At 33.7% G+C, this 22,330-nt stretch carries 20 protein-coding genes; 10 read left to right on the plus strand and 10 right to left on the minus strand.

The window, feature by feature from the left end; translation table 11 throughout:
* Nucleotides 1–275 precede the first annotated feature (275 nt).
* On the minus strand, nt 276–1,676 hold the full coding sequence (gene mnmE, locus J3495_RS17780; RefSeq protein WP_210668121.1) for a tRNA uridine-5-carboxymethylaminomethyl(34) synthesis GTPase MnmE: 1,401 nt from the start codon (nt 1,674–1,676) through the stop codon (nt 276–278).
* 182 nt (nt 1,677–1,858) lie between these two features.
* Between mnmE and J3495_RS17785 the strand changes: the two genes are divergently transcribed.
* Together J3495_RS17785 and J3495_RS17790 are read left to right on the plus strand one after the other, a co-directional pair.
* A complete protein-coding gene (locus J3495_RS17785) occupies nt 1,859–2,692 on the plus strand; it encodes a universal stress protein (protein ID WP_210668123.1) in 834 nt (277 codons plus the stop codon).
* A gap of 70 nt (nt 2,693–2,762) precedes the next feature.
* Nucleotides 2,763–4,535 (plus strand): MutS-related protein, encoded by a 1,773-nt coding sequence (locus tag J3495_RS17790; RefSeq protein WP_210668125.1) that lies wholly within the window; start codon nt 2,763–2,765, stop codon nt 4,533–4,535.
* 63 nt (nt 4,536–4,598) lie between these two features.
* On the opposite strand, the gene J3495_RS17795 is transcribed toward J3495_RS17790, so the two are convergent.
* Nucleotides 4,599–5,228, minus strand: coding sequence for a DsbA family oxidoreductase (locus J3495_RS17795; RefSeq protein ID WP_210668127.1), 630 nt, complete (start codon nt 5,226–5,228; stop codon nt 4,599–4,601).
* A 259-nt stretch (nt 5,229–5,487) separates the two neighbouring features.
* Between J3495_RS17795 and J3495_RS17800 the strand changes: the two genes are divergently transcribed.
* Nucleotides 5,488–6,147 carry a hypothetical protein gene (locus J3495_RS17800; protein WP_210668129.1) on the plus strand — a complete coding sequence of 220 codons (660 nt, stop codon included), beginning with the start codon at nt 5,488–5,490 and terminating at the stop codon, nt 6,145–6,147.
* Between the two features lie 155 nt (nt 6,148–6,302).
* Here J3495_RS17800 and dnaN read toward each other — a convergent pair whose 3' ends face one another.
* The 5 genes from dnaN to J3495_RS17825 form a co-directional block, all read right to left on the minus strand.
* Nucleotides 6,303–7,421, minus strand: a complete 1,119-nt coding sequence (gene dnaN, locus J3495_RS17805; RefSeq protein WP_210668131.1) for a DNA polymerase III subunit beta — start codon at nt 7,419–7,421, stop codon at nt 6,303–6,305.
* A gap of 106 nt (nt 7,422–7,527) precedes the next feature.
* Nucleotides 7,528–9,213, minus strand: a complete 1,686-nt coding sequence (gene gldG, locus J3495_RS17810) for a gliding motility-associated ABC transporter substrate-binding protein GldG (protein WP_210668133.1) — start codon at nt 9,211–9,213, stop codon at nt 7,528–7,530.
* Nucleotides 9,213–9,938, minus strand: a complete 726-nt coding sequence (gldF, locus tag J3495_RS17815; RefSeq protein ID WP_210668135.1) for a gliding motility-associated ABC transporter permease subunit GldF — start codon at nt 9,936–9,938, stop codon at nt 9,213–9,215. The genes gldG and gldF overlap by 1 nt, the downstream gene beginning before the upstream one ends.
* A gap of 204 nt (nt 9,939–10,142) precedes the next feature.
* Entirely contained in the window at nt 10,143–10,439 is a 297-nt protein-coding gene (locus tag J3495_RS17820; RefSeq protein ID WP_210668137.1) for a putative quinol monooxygenase, read from the minus strand.
* 291 nt (nt 10,440–10,730) lie between these two features.
* Nucleotides 10,731–11,558, minus strand: a complete 828-nt coding sequence (locus J3495_RS17825; RefSeq protein ID WP_210668139.1) for an SAM hydrolase/SAM-dependent halogenase family protein — start codon at nt 11,556–11,558, stop codon at nt 10,731–10,733.
* 184 nt (nt 11,559–11,742) lie between these two features.
* Here J3495_RS17825 and J3495_RS17830 point away from each other — a divergent pair, with 184 nt between their 5' ends.
* The 5 genes from J3495_RS17830 (at nt 11,743) to J3495_RS17850 (ending at nt 17,788) form a co-directional block, all read left to right on the plus strand.
* Nucleotides 11,743–12,690, plus strand: a complete 948-nt coding sequence (locus tag J3495_RS17830) for a PhoH family protein (RefSeq protein WP_210668141.1) — start codon at nt 11,743–11,745, stop codon at nt 12,688–12,690.
* A 202-nt stretch (nt 12,691–12,892) separates the two neighbouring features.
* On the plus strand, nt 12,893–13,246 hold the full coding sequence (locus J3495_RS17835; RefSeq protein WP_210668143.1) for a DUF1801 domain-containing protein: 354 nt from the start codon (nt 12,893–12,895) through the stop codon (nt 13,244–13,246).
* A 126-nt stretch (nt 13,247–13,372) separates the two neighbouring features.
* Nucleotides 13,373–14,206, plus strand: a complete 834-nt coding sequence (locus J3495_RS17840) for a Cof-type HAD-IIB family hydrolase (protein ID WP_210668145.1) — start codon at nt 13,373–13,375, stop codon at nt 14,204–14,206.
* A gap of 140 nt (nt 14,207–14,346) precedes the next feature.
* Nucleotides 14,347–16,695 (plus strand): S9 family peptidase, encoded by a 2,349-nt coding sequence (locus tag J3495_RS17845; protein WP_210668147.1) that lies wholly within the window; start codon nt 14,347–14,349, stop codon nt 16,693–16,695.
* A 136-nt stretch (nt 16,696–16,831) separates the two neighbouring features.
* The gene (locus J3495_RS17850; RefSeq protein ID WP_210668149.1) at nt 16,832–17,788 is read left to right on the plus strand and encodes a phosphoribosylaminoimidazolesuccinocarboxamide synthase; all 957 of its coding nucleotides are present in this window, start codon (nt 16,832–16,834) and stop codon (nt 17,786–17,788) included.
* Between the two features lie 69 nt (nt 17,789–17,857).
* Here J3495_RS17850 and J3495_RS17855 read toward each other — a convergent pair whose 3' ends face one another.
* Nucleotides 17,858–18,397, minus strand: a complete 540-nt coding sequence (locus tag J3495_RS17855; RefSeq protein ID WP_210668151.1) for an SRPBCC family protein — start codon at nt 18,395–18,397, stop codon at nt 17,858–17,860.
* A gap of 216 nt (nt 18,398–18,613) precedes the next feature.
* On the minus strand, nt 18,614–18,943 hold the full coding sequence (locus J3495_RS19235) for a nuclear transport factor 2 family protein (protein ID WP_236025499.1): 330 nt from the start codon (nt 18,941–18,943) through the stop codon (nt 18,614–18,616).
* 357 nt (nt 18,944–19,300) lie between these two features.
* Between J3495_RS19235 and J3495_RS17865 the strand changes: the two genes are divergently transcribed.
* A complete protein-coding gene (locus tag J3495_RS17865) occupies nt 19,301–19,678 on the plus strand; it encodes an ankyrin repeat domain-containing protein (protein WP_210668152.1) in 378 nt (125 codons plus the stop codon).
* A gap of 239 nt (nt 19,679–19,917) precedes the next feature.
* Here the strand turns inward: J3495_RS17865 and J3495_RS17870 are convergent, their stop codons facing one another.
* Nucleotides 19,918–21,006 (minus strand): M42 family metallopeptidase, encoded by a 1,089-nt coding sequence (locus J3495_RS17870; protein WP_210668153.1) that lies wholly within the window; start codon nt 21,004–21,006, stop codon nt 19,918–19,920.
* 112 nt (nt 21,007–21,118) lie between these two features.
* Here J3495_RS17870 and J3495_RS17875 point away from each other — a divergent pair, with 112 nt between their 5' ends.
* Nucleotides 21,119–21,769, plus strand: coding sequence for a DUF4294 domain-containing protein (locus tag J3495_RS17875; RefSeq protein WP_236025500.1), 651 nt, complete (start codon nt 21,119–21,121; stop codon nt 21,767–21,769).
* Nucleotides 21,770–22,330 lie beyond the last annotated feature (561 nt).

Below are 22,330 nucleotides of genomic sequence, written 5' to 3' on the forward strand. Positions count from 1 at the left end.
TCGTAACTTAATCGTACTGCTGATGATTTAAACTCAGCACTGTAAACTCGTTTTTTCATAATTCTAAGATATTTATTTTTATTTAAACAGTCTTAAAATTTATGTCCCAGTAAATGTAGCAACTCCATATTTTTCGTGGTACAATTATGGTACAAAAAAGAACAAACTATCTGTAAATAAAACTATATAAACAGAAAGAGAAATCCCAGTTAAAATGCTGTTTTATAACATTTTAACTGGGATTCTTTGTTTTAGTTTGTGATGTTTTGTGAAACCTATTTTCCGATGCAGAAATTAGCAAAAATATTGCCTAATAGCTCATCATTGGTAACTTGACCTGTTATCATTCCAAAGTGATATAAAGCTTCGCGAATATCGAGTGCCATTAGATCGCTCGAAAGATTTGTTTCAAGGCCAAATTTAACTTTCATAATCTCGTCTAATGCTTTAAGTAAAGAATCGTAATGTCTTGTATTAGTGACAATAGTTTCGTTATTTCGAAGTGCACCAGTATTTACAAATGATAATAGTTCATTCTTCAAATCATCAACACCAATTTTGGCTTTGGCGCTAAGAAAAATTTGTTTTAGATTTAAAGTTTCAAGTTCCAGACGAATATTCTGAAGTTGTTCCGGGCTCAATTGGTCTATTTTATTGCAAACAATCAGAATTTCTTTTAAAGGATATTTGTTTTTTATTTTCTCAATTTCAACTATAAAGGCAGTACTTGAAATCTGAAATTTCAAAGCATCCATCAGGTAGATAACTAATTGCGCTTGTTCTATTTTTTCGAATGTTTTTTTGATTCCGATACTTTCTACAACATCTTTAGTTTCGCGAATTCCGGCGGTATCGATGAATCGAAAACCAATTCCACCAATAACCAATTCGTCTTCAATCGTATCACGTGTCGTGCCTGCGATATCTGAAACAATAGCGCGTTCTTCATTTAATAAAGCATTCAATAAAGTTGATTTACCAACATTGGGTTCTCCTACAATGGCTACTGGAATTCCGTTTTTAATAACATTTCCAACTGCAAACGAATCAATTAAGCGTTTTAATACAAACTCAATTCTATTCAATAATTCATAAAATTGTGTCCTGTCGGCAAATGCAACATCCTCTTCAGCAAAATCTAATTCTAATTCGATTAACGAAGCAAAATTCAAAAGTTCTTCTCTCAATTTGGCAATTTCATTACTAAAACCGCCGCGCATTTGTTGCATCGCAATTTGGTGTGACGCTTCGTTATCAGACGAAACAAGATCAGCAACAGCTTCTGCTTGCGATAAATCGAGTTTTCCGTTAAGAAAGGCTCTGAGGGTAAATTCGCCTGCATCGGCCATTCTGCAACCTTTTCTTAGTAATAATTGAATAATTTGCTGCTGAATATATGTCGAACCGTGACATGAAATCTCGATAGTATTTTCGCCCGTGTACGAATTTGGCCCTTTAAATACAGAAACCAAAACTTCATCCAGCGTTTTGGTATCATCAACAATATGACCTAAATGCAAAGTATGTGTTTTTTGTTTGGTCAGATCTTTGTTTTTAATAGATTTAAAAACACTATTTCCGATGGTGATGGCGTCAGAACCCGAAATTCGAATGATGGCAATCGCTCCGGCTCCCGAAGGAGTGGCCAAAGCAACTATAGAATCTTGATTTATCATGTAGCAAAGGTATAAAAAAAGCCTTAAAATTGCGAATGTTAAGTACAGCCAAAACAGTGATTTGAAGAAAATAGATTACGTGTTTTAAGAAATGGTTAAGTGTTAAATTACTGATAATTATCAGGTTATTTCGGGTTTAGAATGACTAAATTTGAGAAACAAACCTCTAAAAATAAATTAACATGAAAAAGATATTATTTCCAACTGATTTTTCTGAAGCTGCGACAAATGCTTTTGTACATGCTTTAGAATTTGCTAAAAGTGTCAACGGAGAACTGGTTTTGTTGCACACTTTTGAAATTCCTGTATACGACAGCCAATTTTTCCCGCAAAATTATGCCTCGATTTACGACTCGATTGAGTTGGCAAATTTTGAAATGTTTAAGGATGAAGTTCCAAAATTAAGAGCTATCGCTGCCGAACGAAAGCTTGATGATATTGTACTAAAACATCGCTTGATGGATGGGGATTTACTTTATAATTTGAAAAATGCTGTAAAAGAAGATCATATAGATTTTGTGATTATGGGCACAAACGCCATCTCAGACTGGACAACTTTTTTTATCGGATCGAATACAAGTTCTGTGATTTCCGGAGTTGAAGTGCCTGTTTTATGCGTGCCTTTGGAAGCTAAATTCAAGAAAATAAAAACAATCGGATTTACCACTCGTTATCGTGAAAAAGATAAAAATGAATTGCGTAAAGTACTGCAAATTGCAAAGAAAATGAATGCAAAGGTAAAAGTGCTGTACGTGAGAACTTCTGATTCAGATGTTTTAGAGACTACCGTTAAACAATGGGAGAAAGATTTTGCTGGAGAAAACGTAGATTTTTTAGTTTTGCCAAGTGACGAAGTAAAGGACACTATTCTTGATTTTGTACTTTTTAAAGATATTGATGTTTTAGCAATGATTACACACAAACGCTCTTTTTTTGAAAGTATTTTTGATTCAAGTTTTACTAAAAAATTGTCAAAAATAGTTCCTGTACCTGTTTTAATAATGCATGAAACATAAAATTCTATTGTTTTTTGGTATCATTTCAGGCGATGGAACACTTATATTTGCATTTCATTAAATTACACAAATGGATTCATATCAATATAAGGTTGCACATTACACAGAAGCTTTTCAAAAAATCAGTAAAAAATACAATAGCATAAGTTTTCTAAGGCTTTTAACCGTTTTTTTATTTTTAGTTTTGATGTTTTATTACATCAAAACCAATGAAATGCTGTATGTAGCTTTTGCTTTTTTGTCTTTTGCTGGTTTTATTTTTTTAATGCGAATTCATGCTCGTTTGTCTTTTCAAAAACAGCTTACGATAGCGCTTTTACAAATTAATAAAAATGAAATTTCATATTTAAAGAGAGAAAAAAATCCTTTTGAAAATGGTGTCGAATTTAACGATTTTCATCATCCGTATGCCTATGATCTGGATATTTTTGGAGACCATTCTTTATTCCAGAATTTAAATAGAACCGCCACTTTTATAGGAAAAAAAACTTTAGCTCATCAATTATTGCAACTAAATTCAAATGCAGCTATTCTAGAAAATCAGGAAGCAATCAATGAATTGAAAACTAAAATAGATTGGCGACAAGATTTTCTGGCTTTGGCTACTGTCAGTCATGACACTAAAAATGTTTATGAATCTTTAATTTACTGGAAATCATTTAGAAATAGTTCTTTATCTAAAGTTTTAATTATAAGTTCAATTGTATTACCAACTTTGTTTCTGGGGCTTTTGGTTGGATATTTTATTACTTCAAAGACGGTTTTACTTTCGTATTTGACGTATGTTTTTATCGCCAATATGATGGTGATGGGTAAGGCTTTTAAACAAATTCAGTCAGAAATTGCAAAGGCAGATAATATTGATAAAATCATCAAACAATACGGTCTCCTGATAGAGAAAATCGAAAATGAAACTTTTCAATCGAAGAAATTAGTAGAACTTCAAAATCAATTGATTTTTAAAAACCAAAAAGCCAGCGCTCATTTAAAACAGTTGTCTGAATTGTTTTCGAGAATGGATACTATAAATAATTTTGTAACGGCTATCGTTTTTAACGGTACATTTTTATTCAACTTGCATGTTTTAAAAGCACTTTTAAAATGGAAAGAAAATTATGCTGATGAACTTGAAAAATGGGTCAACATTATAGGTGAGGTCGAGTCTTTGAACAGTTTTGCAAATTTGGGGTATAATAATCCTGATTTTGTTTTTCCTAAAATAAATTCTGACTATAAAATTGGATTTTCTAATTTGAGTCATCCTTTGCTAAATCCAGCAACAAGGGTAGGGAATGACACTCATTTTTATCCAGAATCGTTTATGATTTTGACAGGATCGAATATGTCCGGAAAAAGTACTTTTTTGAGAAGTTTAGGAATTAATATGGTTTTGGGCGGAATTGGTTCTGTGGTTTGTGCCTCTGAAGCAAATATGCATCCATTGCCTGTACTGGTTTCGATGCGATTATCGGATTCATTGGCAGACAGCGAATCGTATTTTTTTGCCGAAATTAAACGTTTGAAGCAAATTATGGATGCCCTGCAAGATCAACCGGCTTTTGTTTTATTAGACGAAATTTTAAGAGGAACCAATTCTGATGATAAACGCAACGGAACCATCGAAGTGGTAAAGAAAATAATTGCGAAGAAAGCAATCGGAGCTATTGCAACTCACGATATCGAGGTTTGTTTGACTACTAATGATTATCCGGAAATTTTAACGAATCAATGTTTTGAAGTAGAAATTGAGAATGATGAATTGCATTTTGATTACAAACTCAGAAGTGGAATTTGTAAAAATAAGAGTGCTACTTTCCTGATGCAGAAAATGGGGGTTATTTGATTTTAGATTTTTTACTTGTGTACTATGTTATCCCTGGTTCCTTGGGATGACAAGATTGAGTTATTATTTAAGTACCTCTTTGATAGTATTGACAAAAGCTTCTACAGGTTGCGCTCCAGAAACAGCATATTTTCTATCAAAAACAAAAAACGGAACGCCTTGAACACCAATTTCCTGCGCTTCGGCAATATCGTTTTGAACTTCGTTTAAAAATAAGTTTTCATCTTTTAAAACTTCGAGTACCTGAGTTTGATCTAAACCCGCTTTTACAGCTAATTCTATTAGAGTAGGACCATCATTTAAATCTCGTCCTTGAGTAAAGTAAGCTTTAAAGAAAATTTCTTCCATTTCATCTCCTAACTTTTTAGATTTAGCCAATTGTATAATTCGATGAGCGGTTAAAGAATTTGAGATGATAGCTTTATCGAAATGATACTCTAAGCCAACGCTTTTTGCACGTTCTGTGACTCCTTTATGCATTTCTTTAGATTCTTCAAGAGAAATGCCTTTTCGCTCGGCTAGAAACGTGTAAACGTCTTTGCCCGATTGAGGTGTAATGCTAGGATCAAGTTGAAAGCTTTTCCATTCGATTTCAAAATCATTTTCTGGAAATTCTGCCAAAGCAGTTTCCAATTGTCTTTTTCCGATATAACAAAACGGACACATGATGTCCGACCAAATTTCTATTTTCATTATACAAAAATACGGAAAAAATATTTTAGGTATAAAGGTTTCAGGTGTTATCGGAAAGCAGTTAAGCAATTCATAAAATAAACTATTCACTTTTGCTCAGTCTAGAGAGAGATTTTTTTAAACAAAATTTTAAGGTTAAAGTTATTTATTATTAAGAATTTCTTGTCTAAATATCTTTTTAGTCTATAAAAATAAAGTATTTTTAAATCATCAATTCAGTAAAATTTAATTTATTGATTTTTAACGAAATACGGATTTTATGATACAAAAAAATGTTTTCTATTATTTATTAATTTTACTTTCAGCAAATTTGAATGCACAAGTTAGAGGCCTTGTAGATTTGTCACTTTATCGACATACTGATTTTCAGACTTCGGGTTATATTGAGGGAGGATTGGGGGCGGAAGTCAAATTATACTCATTTTTTAAACCAGAATTATCCGTTACATATTATTATGGTAGATTAGAAGATTATAATAAATTAGATCAATTAGGTAATGTGACTAGCATCTCACAAGTAAATGCTAGCGCTTTAAATTTTGGATTTACACCTAAAATATGTATTTCTTGTGGTGAATTTAGTGCTGGAGATGCACTTTTGCAAATATTGCCTCGTTATAATATCTCAAGGATTGAAGCGCAACAAAATCGTACTGTCGTCAATCAGAGTAATCCATCTCAATCAAAAAGCCAGAAGGAAATTGTTACAGAATGGCAGCATTCTATAGGTATTGGAATAGGTGTTGATATTATTCTTTCAGATAAAAATTATGATTCTTTGGCTATTAACTTATATTATACAGGTGTTAATATGGGTAAGGCTTTGACTGAAGTTGAAAGTACTGAGACGAGATACGACAGCAGAACTTTGGGATTAGGACTGAATTATTATTTTGGTTTTAAAAAGAAGAGCGATTAAAAATTTAATCTAAATAAAAAACCGCAACTCTTAATTTAAGAATTGCGGTTTCCAGGTATAAAAAATGGTTGGTTAATAGCGATATTTTTTTTTACAATGATAGCTCTTTCATTCGAAATAAAAAAAAAGCCCTGTAACAAAAAGAAACTTTGATGTTAACTGTTTAACATCACTGGCATTACAAGCATTGTAACACTCTCGCCTTCTTCTAAACCATCAACGGGAGTAAGAATTCCGGCTCTGTTTGGAAGTGACATTTCGAGCATAATCATATCTGATTGTAAATTGGTCAACATTTCTGTTAAAAAACGTGAGTTGAAACCAATTTGTAAATCATCTCCCTGATAATCACATGTCAATCTTTCTTCGGCTTTGTTAGAGTAATCAATATCTTCGGCAGAAACATTTAGTTCTGCTCCTGCGATTTTTAGACGAATCTGGTGTGTGGTTTTGTTAGAGAAAATTGCAACACGACGAACAGAACTTAAAAATAAAGAACGGTCAATCATTAATTTATTTGGATTTTCTTTTGGAATTACCGCTTCGTAATTAGGATATTTTCCGTCGATTAAACGACACATTAAAATATAATTGTCGAATGAAAAAGTCGCATTCGAATCATTGTATTCAATTTTTACTTCCGCATCAGAAGTTCCTAAAATACTTTTTAGAATATTCAAAGGTTTTTTTGGCATAATAAAATCGGCTACTTGAGATGCTTTTACATCTGTACGCGCATATTTTACCAATTTGTGTGCATCTGTTGCTACAAAAGTCAATCCTTCTGGTGAAAACTGAAAGAAAACACCTGACATTACTGGACGCAAATCATCGTTTCCTGCAGCAAAAATAGTTTTGCTTACCGCAGTTGCCAAAACATGTGCAGGAACCAAAGTTACCGAAGGATCTTCAAGATTTACCGATTTTGGAAATTCCTCTCCGGCAGCATACGCCAAAGCATATTTTCCTGAATTTGAACTAATCTCCACTGTATTGTTGTCTTCAACTGTAAATGTTAAAGGTTGTTCTGGAAATGTCTTTAAAATTTCAAGTAAAAGCTTTGCTGGAACAGCAACACTTCCTGTACTTGTAGAATCAATGGATAATGTTGCCGACATCGTAGTTTCTAGATCAGAAGCAGAAACGGTCAATTCATTATTGTTTAGTTCAAATAAAAAGTTGTCTAAAATAGGCAACGTATTGTTACTATTGATTACACTACCTAAAACCTGTAATTGTTTTAATAAGTACGAACTCGATACTATAAATTTCATCTGTTATGTTTTATTTTTTTTCTGTATTTTGAGCATTTTGTTGCAAAATATACGTTTTACAAATATATCGTAAACAATTTTAGTTTTGCAAATTTTTTATCAACAACTATTTGCCGTACCTCCTTTTTCGGATGTAAGTAAAGGCAAGTCCAAAAACGAGTAAAATTAGAATTGGAAGCCCGATAGTTATGAATTGCGTAAGGCTATAATTTTCGTAAACTTTTTCTTTATCCAGTAATGGCAAATCCAAATCTTTACTTCTAATGTTAATAAGTCCTGTGTCATCCAGTAGGTAATTGATGCAATTCATCATAAAATCCTTATTGTCATACAGATTTCCTGTGCGCTGATCATAACCCAATTCTACCGGTATCATGTTTTTATCCAATTGGTTTTTAGCTAAATCTCCATCGGCGATCACAATCATTTTGGTTGGTTTTCCTTTTGCTGTAAATGAATTTTCTTTAAATGGCAAAACACGATTTTCAAACGCAGAATCAAAATTTCCTTCTAATAAAACAGAAAGTACCAAATTTCCTTTTCCAACATAATCTTTTGGGGAACTTTCTTCAGAAACAATATTCAGATTAATTTCGGCAGGAGTTCCAATTTTCTTAGAATAGGGGGAAGATTGTAACAAAACTGTTTTTTTAATTCCGTTTTTTAAAGTATCGATCGGACTCGCAAAATCAAATTTGATACCACCTAAATTTTTCACGATCGGATGTTGACTTTCCGGATAAACCTGCGGTGCAAATTTCCAGACAAAATCCTGATATTGTGTCGCGCTACCTTGCTCGCCAGTGGCTAATTTTATTGGGCTTCCTTGTTCGTCTTTTACCAAATCAGGATTGATTCTGAATCCGTATTTAAAAAACATATCATTCAGATTTAAATCTCTAGGATATGCCAAAGTTGCGCCCGCTTGGTTGTACAAACTATCCATATCTGCCGAAACCTGGTCGATTAACCATAACGTTTTTCCGCCATTCATGATAAATTGATCTAGAACCTGTTTCTCTTCGTCAGAGAAAGTTTCGGTAGGTTTGGTGATGATGGCAAGATCGTATTTTTTTAGTGCATCTAAACTTCCTGTTGGATTTTTTGCTACCGAGTCTAAGGTAAAAGGTCCAATGTAATAGCTTTCGCGAATTTGCATTAGCATTTTGGCAATATGAATTTCTTTCATTTCGCCGTTTCCTTTTATAATAGCAACTTTCTTTTGTTTGTCTTTGCTAATTTTATTGATCGCATCAGCAATCGAATATTCTAAATGCTGAATCGATCCTTTAACTTTTTGCTCAGTCGAAGCGCCCATAATGTTTTTCAACAAAGGAATATTTACTTCTTTATTGTTGTAAACCGCAACTGCCCACGGAAAAACCATCGCCTGTGATTGTTTTCCTTTATCATCAACAGTGATATTTATTGGTGTAAGTCCTTTTTGATACAATGATTTGATCAAAGCCATGCTTTCGTCTTCATTTTCTAAAGGATTCACAAATTCGAAGACAATATTGCTGTTGTAGGCTTGAAATTCTTCTAATAACTGTTTCGTTTCCTGCTGTAAACGTCTAAAATCTGCGGGAAGTTCACCCTCCATATAAATCTTGATTGAAAGCGGATTTTTGACTTGCTTTACAATTTGCAAAGAAGTTTCGGATAAAGTATAGCGTTTGTCTTTGGTCAAATCAAATCGGTTGAAAAATAAACTTCCGAGTACATTGAGAACAATTAAAACAAAAATAGTAATCCCTAATGTTTTGATATTTTGTTGAGTAGCTGCTTTCATTAGGCTTTAAAAGATTTTAATTTATAAACTGTGAAAGACAAGAACAACACGGTAATACTCAGAAAGTAAATAACATCGCGAGTATCTATCACGCCTCGGCTGATGCTCTTAAAATGATCTTGCATTCCGAAAGCCGAAATAATTTCGGAAGTACCTGGAATCAATGAAGCCAAACCTTCAAAACCAAAATAAAAGAAAAAGCATAAAAAAACTGAAATGATAAACGCTACAATTTGATTTTCTGATAGGGTAGAAGTAAAGATTCCGATTGCCGAATAAGCCGCTATTAAAAACAATAAGCCAAAATAGGAGCCAATGGTGCTACCCATATCGATGTTTCCTTGTGGCAAACCTAAGTTCGAAATTACTTTTACATAAATAAAGGTTGGAATAATTGCGAGTATAATTAGTACAAGCGATCCCAAAAATTTGCCGTTTACAATTTCCCAAATCGATAATGGTTTGGTTAAGAGTAATTCGAGAGTTCCTTGTTTTTTTTCATCAGAGAAACTTCTCATCGTTACAGCCGGAATCAGGAAAATCAGGATCCAAGGTGCTAATGTAAAAAATGGTGTAAGATCAGCATAGCCTGAGTTTAAGATGTTGTAATCTCCTTCAAAAACCCATAAAAAAAGTCCGTTGCTAATTAAAAAAATAGCAATGACCAAGTAGCCAATGGGAGACCCAAAAAAAGACTTTATTTCTCGTAATAGTATTGATTTCATGTAAAAAACGTTTATTCGTTTAATCGTTGATTTGTTTTTTTGTTTCAGGTTTCAAGTTTCAGGTTTCAGGTTTCAAGTTAACGCCGTTTTGCGAACTTTGTGTTTCCTAAAACCTTTTAAATATAATTTTTGCGCTCTTTGCGGTTAAATCTAGTTTTTAATACTTTGAAGTTTCAAATTTCACGTTAGGTGATTAACTTGAAACTAAGTTAAACTAACCAATTTATCTACGCTCCAGGCTTCTGGTTTTGCATTGAATAATTGTTTTGTAAAACTCCAAACGGTATCAAAAAGTTCAGATTGTCTGTAATTTTCCAGATCGGCTTCGGTTTCCCAGTAGCTGTAAGTAAAAAAGATGCATTTATCATTTTTATCCTGATACAATTCTAAAAAACGATTTCCTTCCGCATTTCGTATTTTATTTTTGATACTTTCAAAATTTTCCAGAAATTCCGGAATTTTTTCTTCGTGAAAACTCATTTTTACTATTCGAACAAACATGCGTTGCAATTTTAGGTTTCTAATTTTAGATTTTTAAGTATTGATGTCTCAAACGCTAAAGGTGCGCAAAAATACCAAAATTGATTGTTCTTTTTAGCAAAATTTAAAATATTCTGAAAAGCTTATTTGACAATGCTTTTCCACAATATTTCATTTCGACGAAGGAGAAATCTCCGCAAGTAACTCGTTAGCGATAATCCAATCTTTGTAGAGCTTCTCATGGAGATTTCTCCTTCGTCGAAATGGCAAAAAGACGAGAAATATTTTTTAAGTCTGCATCAATCTAAAATCTTAAATAAACTGAATCGTAATCACATCACGATAATTCAGTCCCAACAAACTATTGGCCGAGCCTACTTTTGAAGGATTGCTTCTAAAAATGGCAATTTCCAGAAATCCAGCTTCATTAAAAATAGCCAGTTTTTCGCCTTCATACGTTTTAATGGGATATTTTTCTGAAGTTGCGATCGCCGAATAATTAGGCAAAATTGTTTTAATGCTTTTGGGCTTCATTACAATTTCATACGGACGACCTTTGGCGACTTCCATAAACTGCTTTTTAGAAATATTGGTGACCACGTTTCCAAAATGATCAATGTAAATTACATATCCTTTTAACGAATTACCATCGTTGCTTACAACCGCTTGCAGCTCGGTAACTTGTTTGATTTCCTGAATCTCTTTTCCGATCACATTCAATAAACCGCCTTTTGCAAGATGGCATGCGACTTGTATAAAAATATCCAAATCGCTTGATTCTGCAGGAAATCGATCGTGAATATTGATGACAACAATTTTTTTAGGAACAATTCTTTGCGTCAGCATGCTCAAAATTCCATTGTCTGCGCAAATAAAGTAATGATCGTTCCATTGCATGGCGATGTGCTGGTTTTCTTTATTGCGTTCTATATCTACCCCAATTAAGTGTACAGTTCCTTTTGGGAAACTTAGATAGGAGGCTCCAACAATGTAACTTGCTTCGGCAGTGTTAAATGGATCAATATCGTGCGAAATGTCAATAATTTGTGCTTCAGAATATTCAGAAAGTATTTTACCCTTAAGGGAACCAACAAAGTGGTCTTTTAAGCCGTAATCGGTAGTAAGGGTAATTATTGACATATTTTTGTTTATAACTATTGGTAGTTTTTCAATCTAATTTTTATTAAATTTGAGAAGTGCAAAGCTAATAATAGTAAAGTCATAAATGCAAGAAACAAAAGACAAATTGCGTTTAAAGATATAAACATACCCGACAGCCAATTGATTTATAAAAAGATTTAATTTTAATTTAAAACTACCTCATTTGAACGAAAGAATAATCGAGCTCATAGACATCGCTCCAAAAGACTTTTGGGGCGCTCAAGACACTCATCTTGAAATCATCAAAAAGTATTACCCAAAGCTTAAAATAGTAGCAAGAGGGACCACTTTGAAAGCATTTGGCGAAAAAGAAGTTTTAGATGAATTCGAAAAAAGATTTCAAAGGCTGATGCTCCATTTTACCCGATACAATAATATTGACGATAATGTAATTGAACGCGTGATTATGGATGGTCAGGATGAAAGAAAATCATACGATCATGATAAAATATTGGTACATGGCGTTGGCGGAAAAATAATAAAAGCCATGACGCCTAACCAGCAATTACTTGTCGATACTATCAAAAAAAATGACATGGTATTTGCAGTAGGGCCGGCAGGAACTGGTAAAACCTATACGGGTGTGGCGATGGCTGTAAAAGCACTTAAAGAAAAAGAGGTAAAAAGAATTATACTAACGCGTCCGGCGGTAGAAGCAGGAGAAAATCTTGGTTTTTTACCGGGTGATATGAAGGAGAAACTGGATCCGTACATGCAACCACTTTATGATGCTTTGCGTGATATGCTGCCCAACGAAAAACTCGAAGATTATATTTTAAAGGGAATTATTCAGATTGCGCCATTGGCATTTATGCGTGGGCGCACCCTGGATAACGCTTTTGTAATTCTCGATGAAGCGCAAAATACAACACATTCGCAAATGAAAATGTTTTTGACCCGTATGGGAAAAAATGCCAAATTTATGATTACAGGTGATCCCGGTCAGGTTGATTTACCCCGCAGGACCATTTCCGGGCTTAAAGAAGCTATTCTGGTTCTGAAAGACGTTGACGGAATCGGAATTATTTATCTAGATGATAAAGATATCGTTCGTCACAGATTGGTCAAAAAGGTAATCGATGCTTACAAACAAATAGAGAATCACGATTAAGTTTTTTATTTAATAAAATGTCAAATGTAAATCGTAAAATGTTTTTTGACGTTGAATGATATTCGTTTTATTTATATTCTTTTACAGAAATGAGTAAAACGAATATTTTTTGGAAGAAAAATTTCTACAATCTTGTCATTTCGCAGGAATCTCAACCCCCAATTAAATGATAGTTTTACATTCTTAGAGAGTATTAAAATAAATGAAACAACTAGATGATTTTTATTTAAACCAAGAAGAACCTATAAAAGGGATATTTCTTGCACTTAAAGAAATTATCTTAAAACAAGACAGTAACATTACAAATGTTCTCAAATACGGAATGCCCTTTTTTTGTTACAAAGGAAAAATGTTTTGCTATTTGTGGTTTCATAAAAAACTCAAACAACCATACATTGGAATTGTGGAAGGAAAGAGTTTTGAAGAACCCTTTTTAATTCAGGAAAAACGGTCCCGAATGAAAATCATGTTACTCAATCCTGATGAAGATTTACCTTTGGAAATAATAGAAAATGTTATTCAAAAAGCCTTAAAATTATATATAAATGATAAATAATACCAAGTATTGAGAAATCGTTAAATAAACAACAAACTTGTCTAAATAAAAGGGTTAAAGATGCTTGACCTTTGTTCTTCTGGCCATAAAAGTTTAAATTTGCCCCATAAATACTTGAACTATAATATGAATTCGAATCTCTCTACTATAAAAGTCATTGTTACCGATTTAGACGGAACGTTACTCAATCCACAACACAGAATATCAGATTACACCAAATCTATTTTTGAAGAACTACACCAGCAAAACTACCTTATTATCGTGGCCACAGGTCGTCATCACCTCGATGCTATGGCAATTATTGATGCGCTTGGTGTGCCTGTTTATCTGGTGAGTTCAAACGGAGCGAGAATTCATTCTCCCGAGAAACAAGAACTTTTTTCTTTTAATCTAAAAAGTGAAGTCGTAAAAGCAGCGTTAAGCGTAGAGATCGATCCTGAAATTACAGTAGTTTTGTTTAAAGAAAGTGTTTGGCAAACCAATAAACTGAGCGAAAAATTAAATGCTTTTCAAGCCGATCTAAAATACCTTCCAGAATTGGTGGATTATCAAACTTTAGAAGATTTTGAGTCGATTAAAATATTTTTTGCACACGATAATCACGAAAAATTAGTGGTTCTAAAAGATGCTATTTTGCAAAGTGGCGTAGACGAATTGCATCACGCTTTTAGTTTGCCAACTTGCTTAGAATTTATGGATAAATCTGTAGATAAGGCTGTTGCGATTCAGAGAGTGCTCGAAAAAGAAGGCCTCAGCATGCATCAAGCGATTTCTTTTGGTGACGGTTTTAATGATGTTCAGATGTTATCAGCCACCGGAAAAAGCCTTATCATGGGAAATGCTCCCTTAGTACTAAAAGAAACTTTGCCGCATCTGGAAGTTATTAAAACCAATGCCGAAGATGGTGTTGCAAAATACATCGCTTCTAAAATCTTGAATAAGGAATTCGCAGCGGGTTAATTTTTTTATAATATATCGGTATCTAAAATAGCGTCCCTGACTCATTTTTCAGGGATTTTTTGTTTGAAATAATTCCAAACGCAAAAAACATTTTTTTAATAGTTTTCAAAGTGTATTTTTGTTTCACTAAAACAAGAACCATGACCAAAAACATTTTTATCCTTTCTTTTCTGTTTTTTTCGATAACAGGAATTAGTCAAAATTTAAAGTTAGAAGAAATAATGAAAGGAGAGTCTTTCATCGGAAACCAGCCTACATACGGACGTTGGTCGCTGGATGGAAAGAAAGTTTATTTTGAATGGAATCCGAAAGACGAATTAGGAAATAGTACGTATTACTGGCAAAAAGGAATGACTCAGCCGGCCATTGCAGATCCTAAAGAAGCCGTTTTTTCTAAGCTTAATTTTAAAAGAAAGCCAACATCAGACATTGTTTATTATTTGGATAAAGGCGCTTTGTATTCGTATGTAATAAGTACAAAATCGACCAAAAAATTGATTCAGCAAAGTACGCCAATTTCAAATATCGAATTAGGAAATGAAGCCGGAATTGTATTTTTTGAACAAAACAGTAACCTTTTTAAGTACAACACTAAAGAAGGAACTGTTCTTCAAATTACCAATTTTGCCAAGGGAATCAAAAAAGCTAAAGCTCCCGAAAAAGAGTCTTTTTTGAAAGACCAACAAAAAGAATTGTTTCAATTTATAAAAGATAAAGAAGCCAGAAAACAATGGAATTTAGCCAAAAGTAAAGCCGTAAAATCTGATTTTGCCAAAGAGTTTTTTTACGGAGAAGACAATTTATACAGTTTGAAAGTAAATCCAAACGGCAAATTTGCCACTTTTAGTTTGGTTGAAGAACGCAAAACCAAAAAGGAAAAAATGGAAGTTTTTATAACAGAAGATGGTTATAATCAAACTCCGGAAACTAAAGACAAAGTATCCATAGATAACTTTATAAAAACCAAATTTGCAATTTATTCTGTAGCAAAAGATTCTGTTTATTATGTTAATTTTTCATCATTAAGCCACATTCAGGATACGCCAAAATATTATGAGGAATACGATAAATTAAAAAATAAAGCAAAAGAAGACAGATGGGTTGTGGCTCAGGAACCTGTTTATAATCAAGACGGATCGCTCGCTATTGTCGAAATTAGAAGTCAGGACAACAAAGACAGATGGTTGGTGAGTTTGAATCTCGAAAACGGAACTTTTCAGGAAATAGAACAACAGCATGACGATGCCTGGATTGGCGGACCTGGAATTCCGTCTTATGCTTTCGACTTAGGGAATATTGGTTTTCTGGCAGATAATGAAACTGTTTATTTTCAATCTGAAGCTACTGGATATTCGCATTTGTATAGTTTTAATTTAAAAACAAAAAAGAAAACGCAACTCACAAAAGGCAATTGGGAAGTACGTGATCTAGCTTTATCCAAAGACAAAAAAGTATTTTATTTAACCACCAATACAACGCATCCCGGAAATAGAAATTTTTATAAATTGGCTGTAGCCGATGGTATTTTGCAACCGATTTTAACAAAAGACGGGGCGCACGAAGTAGTCATTTCTCCTGACGAAAAGTCGCTTTTGGTACGTTATTCGTATAAAAATAAACCTTGGGATTTTTATATTGCCGAGAATAAAAACAATACCACATTAACCCAAATTAGTTCTTCTACTTCAGAAAAATTCAACAGTTACAAATGGCGAGAAGCCGAAGTTATTACGTTTAAAGCACAAGACGGAACTCCGGTAAACGCAAGATTGTACACTCCGAAATCCGAAAATGCAAACAAAGCTGCTATTATTTTTGTACACGGTGCGGGATATTTGCAAAACGCTCATAATTATTGGAGTACGTACTTTCGTGAATACATGTTTCATAATTTGCTTACAGATTTAGGATACACGGTTTTAGACATTGACTACAGAGGAAGCGATGGTTACGGACGCGATTTTAGAACGGGTATTTATCGTTTTATGGGCGGAAAAGACCTTTCTGATCAAATTGATGGTAAAAAATATTTGGTAGATAAATACGGAATTGATGCAGATAGAGTAGGGATCTACGGTGGTTCTTACGGCGGTTTTATTACCCTGATGGGAATGTTGACTAGTCCAGGTGAATTTAAATCGGGAGCTGCTTTGCGTTCGGTTACAGATTGGGCACATTACAATCATGGATATACAGGTAACATTTTAAATTTTCCGGAAACAGATCCACAGTCATACAAAAAAAGTTCACCCATTTATTTTGCGGATAATTTAAAAGGTAATTTGGTGATGCTTCACGGTATGGTCGATGATAATGTCGAGTATAAAGATATTGTGCGTCTGTCGCAACGTTTTATAGAATTAGAAAAAAAGAACTGGACTCTGGCGTCGTTTCCCGTAGAGGCGCATGGTTTTAAAGAAACCTATTCATGGATCGATGAATACAGCAGAATTTTAAATTTGTTTAATTCGACACTTTTGAAACCATAATGCAGCCTCGCTTTCAGTCTAATTTCAAGAACTCAACGAAGTCGCTAAGAATCCTAAATGATTATATTTTTTTTCTTTGTTTGCTCTTTTAAATAGTTTTAAATTTGCATTCTAAAAAACAACACAACTAAGCATAATGAGCAATACAATTACAACGACAAATTTTAATTTTCCGAATCAAAAATCGATTTATCGCGGAAAAGTTAGGGAGGTTTACAACATAAATGACGAACTTTTGGTAATGGTTGCGACAGACAGACTTTCTGCTTTTGATGTGGTATTGCCAAAGGGAATACCGTACAAAGGACAAATTCTGAATCAAATTGCTACAAAATTCATGGAGTTGACCGAGGATATTGTACCCAATTGGTTGATTGCAACTCCAGATCCTAATGTAGCTGTTGGACATTTGTGTGAACCTTTTAAGGTAGAAATGGTCATTCGCGGTTACGTTTCAGGACATGCTGCTCGCGAGTACGCTGCGGGTAGAAGACAAATTTGTGGAGTAACAATGCCAGAAGGTTTAAAAGAAAACGATAAGTTTCCTGAACCTATCATTACGCCAACTACAAAGGCAGATAACGGTTCTCATGACGAAGATATTTCTCGTGAAGATATTTTGTCAAAAGGAATTGTTTCTGAAGAAGATTACATCGTTTTAGAAAAATATACACGTGATTTGTTTCAAAGAGGAACTGAAATTGCTGCAAGTCGTGGTTTGATTTTGGTAGATACAAAATATGAATTCGGGAAAACAAAAGACGGTGTAATTGTTTTAATTGATGAAATTCATACTCCGGACTCTTCTCGTTATTTTTATGCAGATGGTTATCAGGAAAGACAAAATAATAATGAAGAGCAAAAACAACTATCTAAAGAGTTTGTGCGTCGCTGGTTGATCGAAAACGGTTTTCAAGGTCAGGAAGGACAACAAATTCCAGATATGACAACTGCTTACATAGAATCTGTTTCTGAAAGATATATCGAGTTATACGAAAATATTTTGGGAGAAAAATTCGAAAAAGCCGATATTACCAATATTGATGAACGCATCAATAAAAATGTAGTAGACTATTTGGCTTCAAGAGAATAGTTTTTAGTTAAAATAAAAGAAATCCCAAATTCTATTTTTTTTGAGAATTTGGGATTTTTTATTAGAAATTTAGTTGTCCATTTTTGTTTTTAGGTTTTCTAATCCCTTTTGCAAATCATTTCCAAGCATTTCCTCCATTTTCATGAAAGGAAGCATGATGTTCATAGGATAAGGGATAACACCGCTAACACCACATTTTACTTTGGTTTGATTCGCACCAATAGCTTCTGTAGAAGTAAATCCAACGGCAGTATCCTCAAAAGGTTCTTTAAATCGAAGTGCAAAATCAATGCGTTTACCTTCTGTAATTTTGGTAATTTCCTGCTCGCCCACACCAACTTTTTTTGCTTTACTTTCCCAAGCAGAAATTGAGCCAACTGCACCATCGGTTCCTGAATAAGTCAATTTCATTTTTGGATCAATTTTTGTCCAAACATTAAACTCGTTTTGATTTTTGAGAAATCTCACATAATTAAAAACCGAATCAACTGGTTTATTAATGGTAATTTCTTTCTCTACTTCATATTTTTTTGGCATAAAATACGCCGCAATTAAAGCGCTGGCTAAAATAAAAATTAGCACAACAAGAATTTTTTTAATGATTCCCATAGTCTTTTGGTTTTAAGGTTAATTACTGTTTTTTGTTTCTTGGTTTTAATGTAAGCTGACTACTCGGGTTATTTTCCAATTATTATTGTCATTTTTCCAAATAATCATAAAGCGCCCAATACTGGATTTTGCATTTTTGGGCTCTGTATTATTATGAAACTTATGCAGCCCGATTTCGATAGCTCCAAAGTTCTTTATAGGATAGACTTCAATGCTTCATATTACAAGTTCTCGAGTTACTTTACCACAAATATTTTTTTGGGTTCCTTCTATAATAGCTTTTTTTGATGTCATAATGCCGCCATTATCATGATAAAACTCAATATCATCAGCATAGAAATTTCCGTATTTTTCTAAATTGACTTCACACGTATTGTAAGCATTAAAAAATAGACTGTCCAGAACTACAATCGTCTCATATAACTTTGGATCGTCTGGTTTGTAATTTTTGGTAATAGGATAATAGTATTCTTTTGAAGATGTACAGCTCCAAAGAAGAAATAAAATAATACAAATTAAAGCTGTTTTGAAAAGAGTTTTCATCATAAAGAATTTATTTTCTATAAAAATAAGTTTAAAAACTAAGTACGTAAAAACCCTTTGTTAACTAGTAAAAGGCATATTTATCAGGGTATAAGAGTTGTAATTAAGAGTAAAGTTAAAAAACAAATGTTATGAATTTGATATTTGGGGATGATTTTTTTTAATAAAATTTGAAAATAACTGTAACAAAAGAGGCTTTTATTAGTCTTATAGTAAAACTGGACTGTATTTATTGCTTTAACATTAATTAAAAGTTAAGAATTAGTTAAAACACAGTACTTGGTAATACATAATAATAAAATTTGAATTACTTTTACACAGAAATTAAAAATCATCATTAATCAATTAATAAACATCATCATGAAAAAATCAATTATTTATTTAGGAGTAGCTTTAGTAGCTTTTGCAAATGTTTCAATGGCTTCAAATACAAGCCCACTAGTGAAAAGTCATTTTGTGACTGCACCATACATTACACCTTTACACGTTGCAATTAGCAAAGGAGACATAGAAGTAGTTAAGAAATTTGTTGAGTACGGAGCAAATGTAAACGAAAGAACTGAAGATATGACACCTTTGATGGCGGCTGCACGTTATAACAGAGTTGAAATCATTAAATTTTTGTTGGCAAACGGAGCTCGTCCTTCAGATAAAACTGAAAAAGGTTTTACAGCTTTAAAATATGCTGAATTATCTAATGCAAAAGAAGCAATTGCTGTTTTGAAAGACTTAAAATAGTCAGACACATACATTTTAATATTTTTGAGTTAGTAGACAAAAATCAAAAGACCTTCTGTACAAGAAGGTCTTTTTTGTTTAGTGTTTTTTTAGCCCCAATGGGAGCGGCATCCTTTTGTGGTGGGGTTCGCCACAAAAGATACAGCGGACAGTGGGATTGGCTCCTGAAAAATAGCCACATTATTTTTTTTCTAACATAAACTGAAATTTCTAGGTAGTGTTTAAATCATTTTTGATTTTTACTTAAAATAAGAGAAAGTTTCGTTGTTTTCAATTTTCAACAGCGATTCATAAATTAGCTGTATTACGTTTTCAACATCTTCTCTATGTACCATCTCTACCGTGGTGTGCATATAACGCAAAGGCAACGAAATCAATGCCGAAGCCACACCACCATTACTGTAAGCAAAAGCATCGGTATCGGTTCCGGTCGCTCTTGAAGTAGCATGACGCTGAAACGGAATTTTCTTTTCTTCGGCTGTATCGACAATCAATTCACGTAATTTATTTTGCACAGCTGGCGCATACGCAATCACGGGGCCTTTACCCATTTTTAGGTCGCCTTCTACCTTTTTATCAATCATTGGCGTAGTGGTATCGTGGCAAACATCGGTTACAATCGCTACGTTTGGCTTGATGGTTTGTGCAATCATTTCGGCACCACGAAGACCAATTTCTTCCTGAACAGAATTAACAATGTACAAACCAAACGGAAGTGTTTTGTTATTCTCTTTCAGCAAACGAGCTACTTCGGCAATCATAAATCCGCCCATTCTGTTGTCAATCGCGCGACAGACAAACTTGTTTTCGTTCAGAATCATAAATTCGTCCGGATAGGTAATTACACATCCTACATGCACGCCCATTTCCAGAACTTGTTCTTTGGTTTCGCAACCTAAATCGATAAAAATATTACTAATTTTTGCCGGTTCTTCTTTATCGCGCAAACGAGTATGAATGGCAGGCCAGCCAAAAACACCTTTCACAATGCCTTTTTTGGTATGAATATGAACTCGCTTCGAGGGTGCAATCTGATGATCGGAACCACCATTTCGAATCACATACAGCAAACCATCATCTGTAATGTAATTAACATACCACGAAATTTCATCGGCATGACCTTCGATCACAACCTTAAAGGGAGCGTCCGGATTAATAACACCTACGGCCGTTCCGTAAGTATCCGTGATAAAAGTATCCACGTAGGGTTTTAAATAATTCATCCAAAGTTTTTGCCCTTCGCTTTCGTAGCCAGTAGGAGAGGCGTTATTAAGGTAACTTTCCAAGAAAGCGAGAGAGGTATCTTTTAAGATAGATTGTGTGCTCATAAAATATTTTTTTTTGCTAATTTATAAATTTGGTATTAGAGTTGTATATAAATATATAATTTTACATTTAAATTATGACTCTATGAGATGTGCCAGTTTTATTTTATTTTTTATGTTAGTTTGCTTTGTTGGTGAAGCTCAGGTTACGCCCAAAGAAAATACCGAGATGGGTTATATACTCACCGAAAACGATTCGATCTTAAATGATACCATCCAATTGCCGGAGATTATTATTTCTAGAGAGAAATTAGATCCAGAAGCACAAAAACAATTTATGATTCTTCAAAACAGAGTCTATAAAACATATCCGTACGCAAAAGTAGCTTCAGACAGATTAACCGCACTAAACCGCGGAATGGCTCGTTTGAAAACCAATCGCGAAAAGAAAAAATATTTTAAAATCGTAGAAGACTACTTAAATAATGAGTTCGAAGATAGGCTCAAAAAGTTGTCACGCAAGCAAGGTCAAATTCTCGTAAAGCTCATTCATCGCCAAACCGGAATCACAACATACGAGTTGGTCAAACAACTAAAAAGTGGTTTTAAGGCTTTCGTATCCAACTCGACTGCCAATTTATTTGATATAAGTTTAAAGAGAGAATACAAACCCTACGAAGTAAACGAAGACTATCTCATAGAAACCATTCTTGTCAGAGCCTTCGAATCTGGCAGATTAATAAATCAGAAACCCGCCAATCCAGTAAATTATAATGATTTGATGACGCATTGGGAAGCAATGGCAAAAAAGCCTCTCGAAAAATAACATAGATATATAGGTACAACCCGGCATTTTTCACAAAGGTGCCGGGTTTTTCATTCACACCTATATATAAGGAGTGTTTTAATATTCCTTTATTTTGAGTTTAGTCAGTAGCTTATTCCTGCTATTCGTTCCAATCTTTTGTTCCGAACGCCGGCACAAAAGGATTTCCACTGCTATCAGGGCTAGGGGAGTTGTTTTCATAGGAAGAGATGTGTCTATAATATATAAGGACATGGAACTTTATCAAGAATCACCCTTCTAATACGTATTAAAACCACATTTGTGCTTAAAAAAGAAGATTTAAGAATGGTGCAGTTATCTTAAAAAAGGAGCACTGCATCCAAAAACTCCCTAAAACGGGGGTGTTTTGGATAGTACTAATTAGGACAAAGACAATATCTACCAGAAAATACTCACAAATGCTAAAAAGGTTAAAAAGCTAAGTTTGGTGTTATCAGAAAGTTAAGAAAAAGTTTTAAGAAAGGGTTAAAATATGTAACAAAAAGTCTTGTAAATGTAAATAAAGGTGTTACTTTTGCACCCGCAACAGCGATATACGTT

The organism is Flavobacterium geliluteum (assembly GCF_017948595.1).
Classification (GTDB): Bacteria; Bacteroidota; Bacteroidia; order Flavobacteriales; family Flavobacteriaceae; genus Flavobacterium; species Flavobacterium flavipigmentatum.

Bases quoted from the DNA above. Each gene is read 5' to 3' on its own strand.
- J3495_RS17875 (WP_236025500.1), top strand. From the start codon at position 21,119: ATGTTAGTTTGCTTTGTTGGTGAAGCTCAGGTTACGCCCAAAGAAAAT.
- J3495_RS17840 (WP_210668145.1), top strand. From the start codon at position 13,373: ATGAATTCGAATCTCTCTACTATAAAAGTCATTGTTACCGATTTAGAC.
- J3495_RS17820 (WP_210668137.1), bottom strand. From the start codon at position 10,439: ATGTTTGTTCGAATAGTAAAAATGAGTTTTCACGAAGAAAAAATTCCG.
- J3495_RS17855 (WP_210668151.1), bottom strand. From the start codon at position 18,397: ATGGGAATCATTAAAAAAATTCTTGTTGTGCTAATTTTTATTTTAGCC.
- J3495_RS17800 (WP_210668129.1), top strand. From the start codon at position 5,488: ATGATACAAAAAAATGTTTTCTATTATTTATTAATTTTACTTTCAGCA.
- J3495_RS17790 (WP_210668125.1), top strand. From the start codon at position 2,763: ATGGATTCATATCAATATAAGGTTGCACATTACACAGAAGCTTTTCAA.
- J3495_RS17845 (WP_210668147.1), top strand. From the start codon at position 14,347: ATGACCAAAAACATTTTTATCCTTTCTTTTCTGTTTTTTTCGATAACA.
- gldG (WP_210668133.1), bottom strand. From the start codon at position 9,213: ATGAAAGCAGCTACTCAACAAAATATCAAAACATTAGGGATTACTATT.
- J3495_RS17835 (WP_210668143.1), top strand. From the start codon at position 12,893: ATGAAACAACTAGATGATTTTTATTTAAACCAAGAAGAACCTATAAAA.
- dnaN (WP_210668131.1), bottom strand. From the start codon at position 7,421: ATGAAATTTATAGTATCGAGTTCGTACTTATTAAAACAATTACAGGTT.
- J3495_RS17870 (WP_210668153.1), bottom strand. From the start codon at position 21,006: ATGAGCACACAATCTATCTTAAAAGATACCTCTCTCGCTTTCTTGGAA.
- gldF (WP_210668135.1), bottom strand. From the start codon at position 9,938: ATGAAATCAATACTATTACGAGAAATAAAGTCTTTTTTTGGGTCTCCC.
- J3495_RS17795 (WP_210668127.1), bottom strand. From the start codon at position 5,228: ATGAAAATAGAAATTTGGTCGGACATCATGTGTCCGTTTTGTTATATC.
- mnmE (WP_210668121.1), bottom strand. From the start codon at position 1,676: ATGATAAATCAAGATTCTATAGTTGCTTTGGCCACTCCTTCGGGAGCC.
- J3495_RS17825 (WP_210668139.1), bottom strand. From the start codon at position 11,558: ATGTCAATAATTACCCTTACTACCGATTACGGCTTAAAAGACCACTTT.
- J3495_RS17785 (WP_210668123.1), top strand. From the start codon at position 1,859: ATGAAAAAGATATTATTTCCAACTGATTTTTCTGAAGCTGCGACAAAT.
- J3495_RS17850 (WP_210668149.1), top strand. From the start codon at position 16,832: ATGAGCAATACAATTACAACGACAAATTTTAATTTTCCGAATCAAAAA.
- J3495_RS19235 (WP_236025499.1), bottom strand. From the start codon at position 18,943: ATGATGAAAACTCTTTTCAAAACAGCTTTAATTTGTATTATTTTATTT.
- J3495_RS17865 (WP_210668152.1), top strand. From the start codon at position 19,301: ATGAAAAAATCAATTATTTATTTAGGAGTAGCTTTAGTAGCTTTTGCA.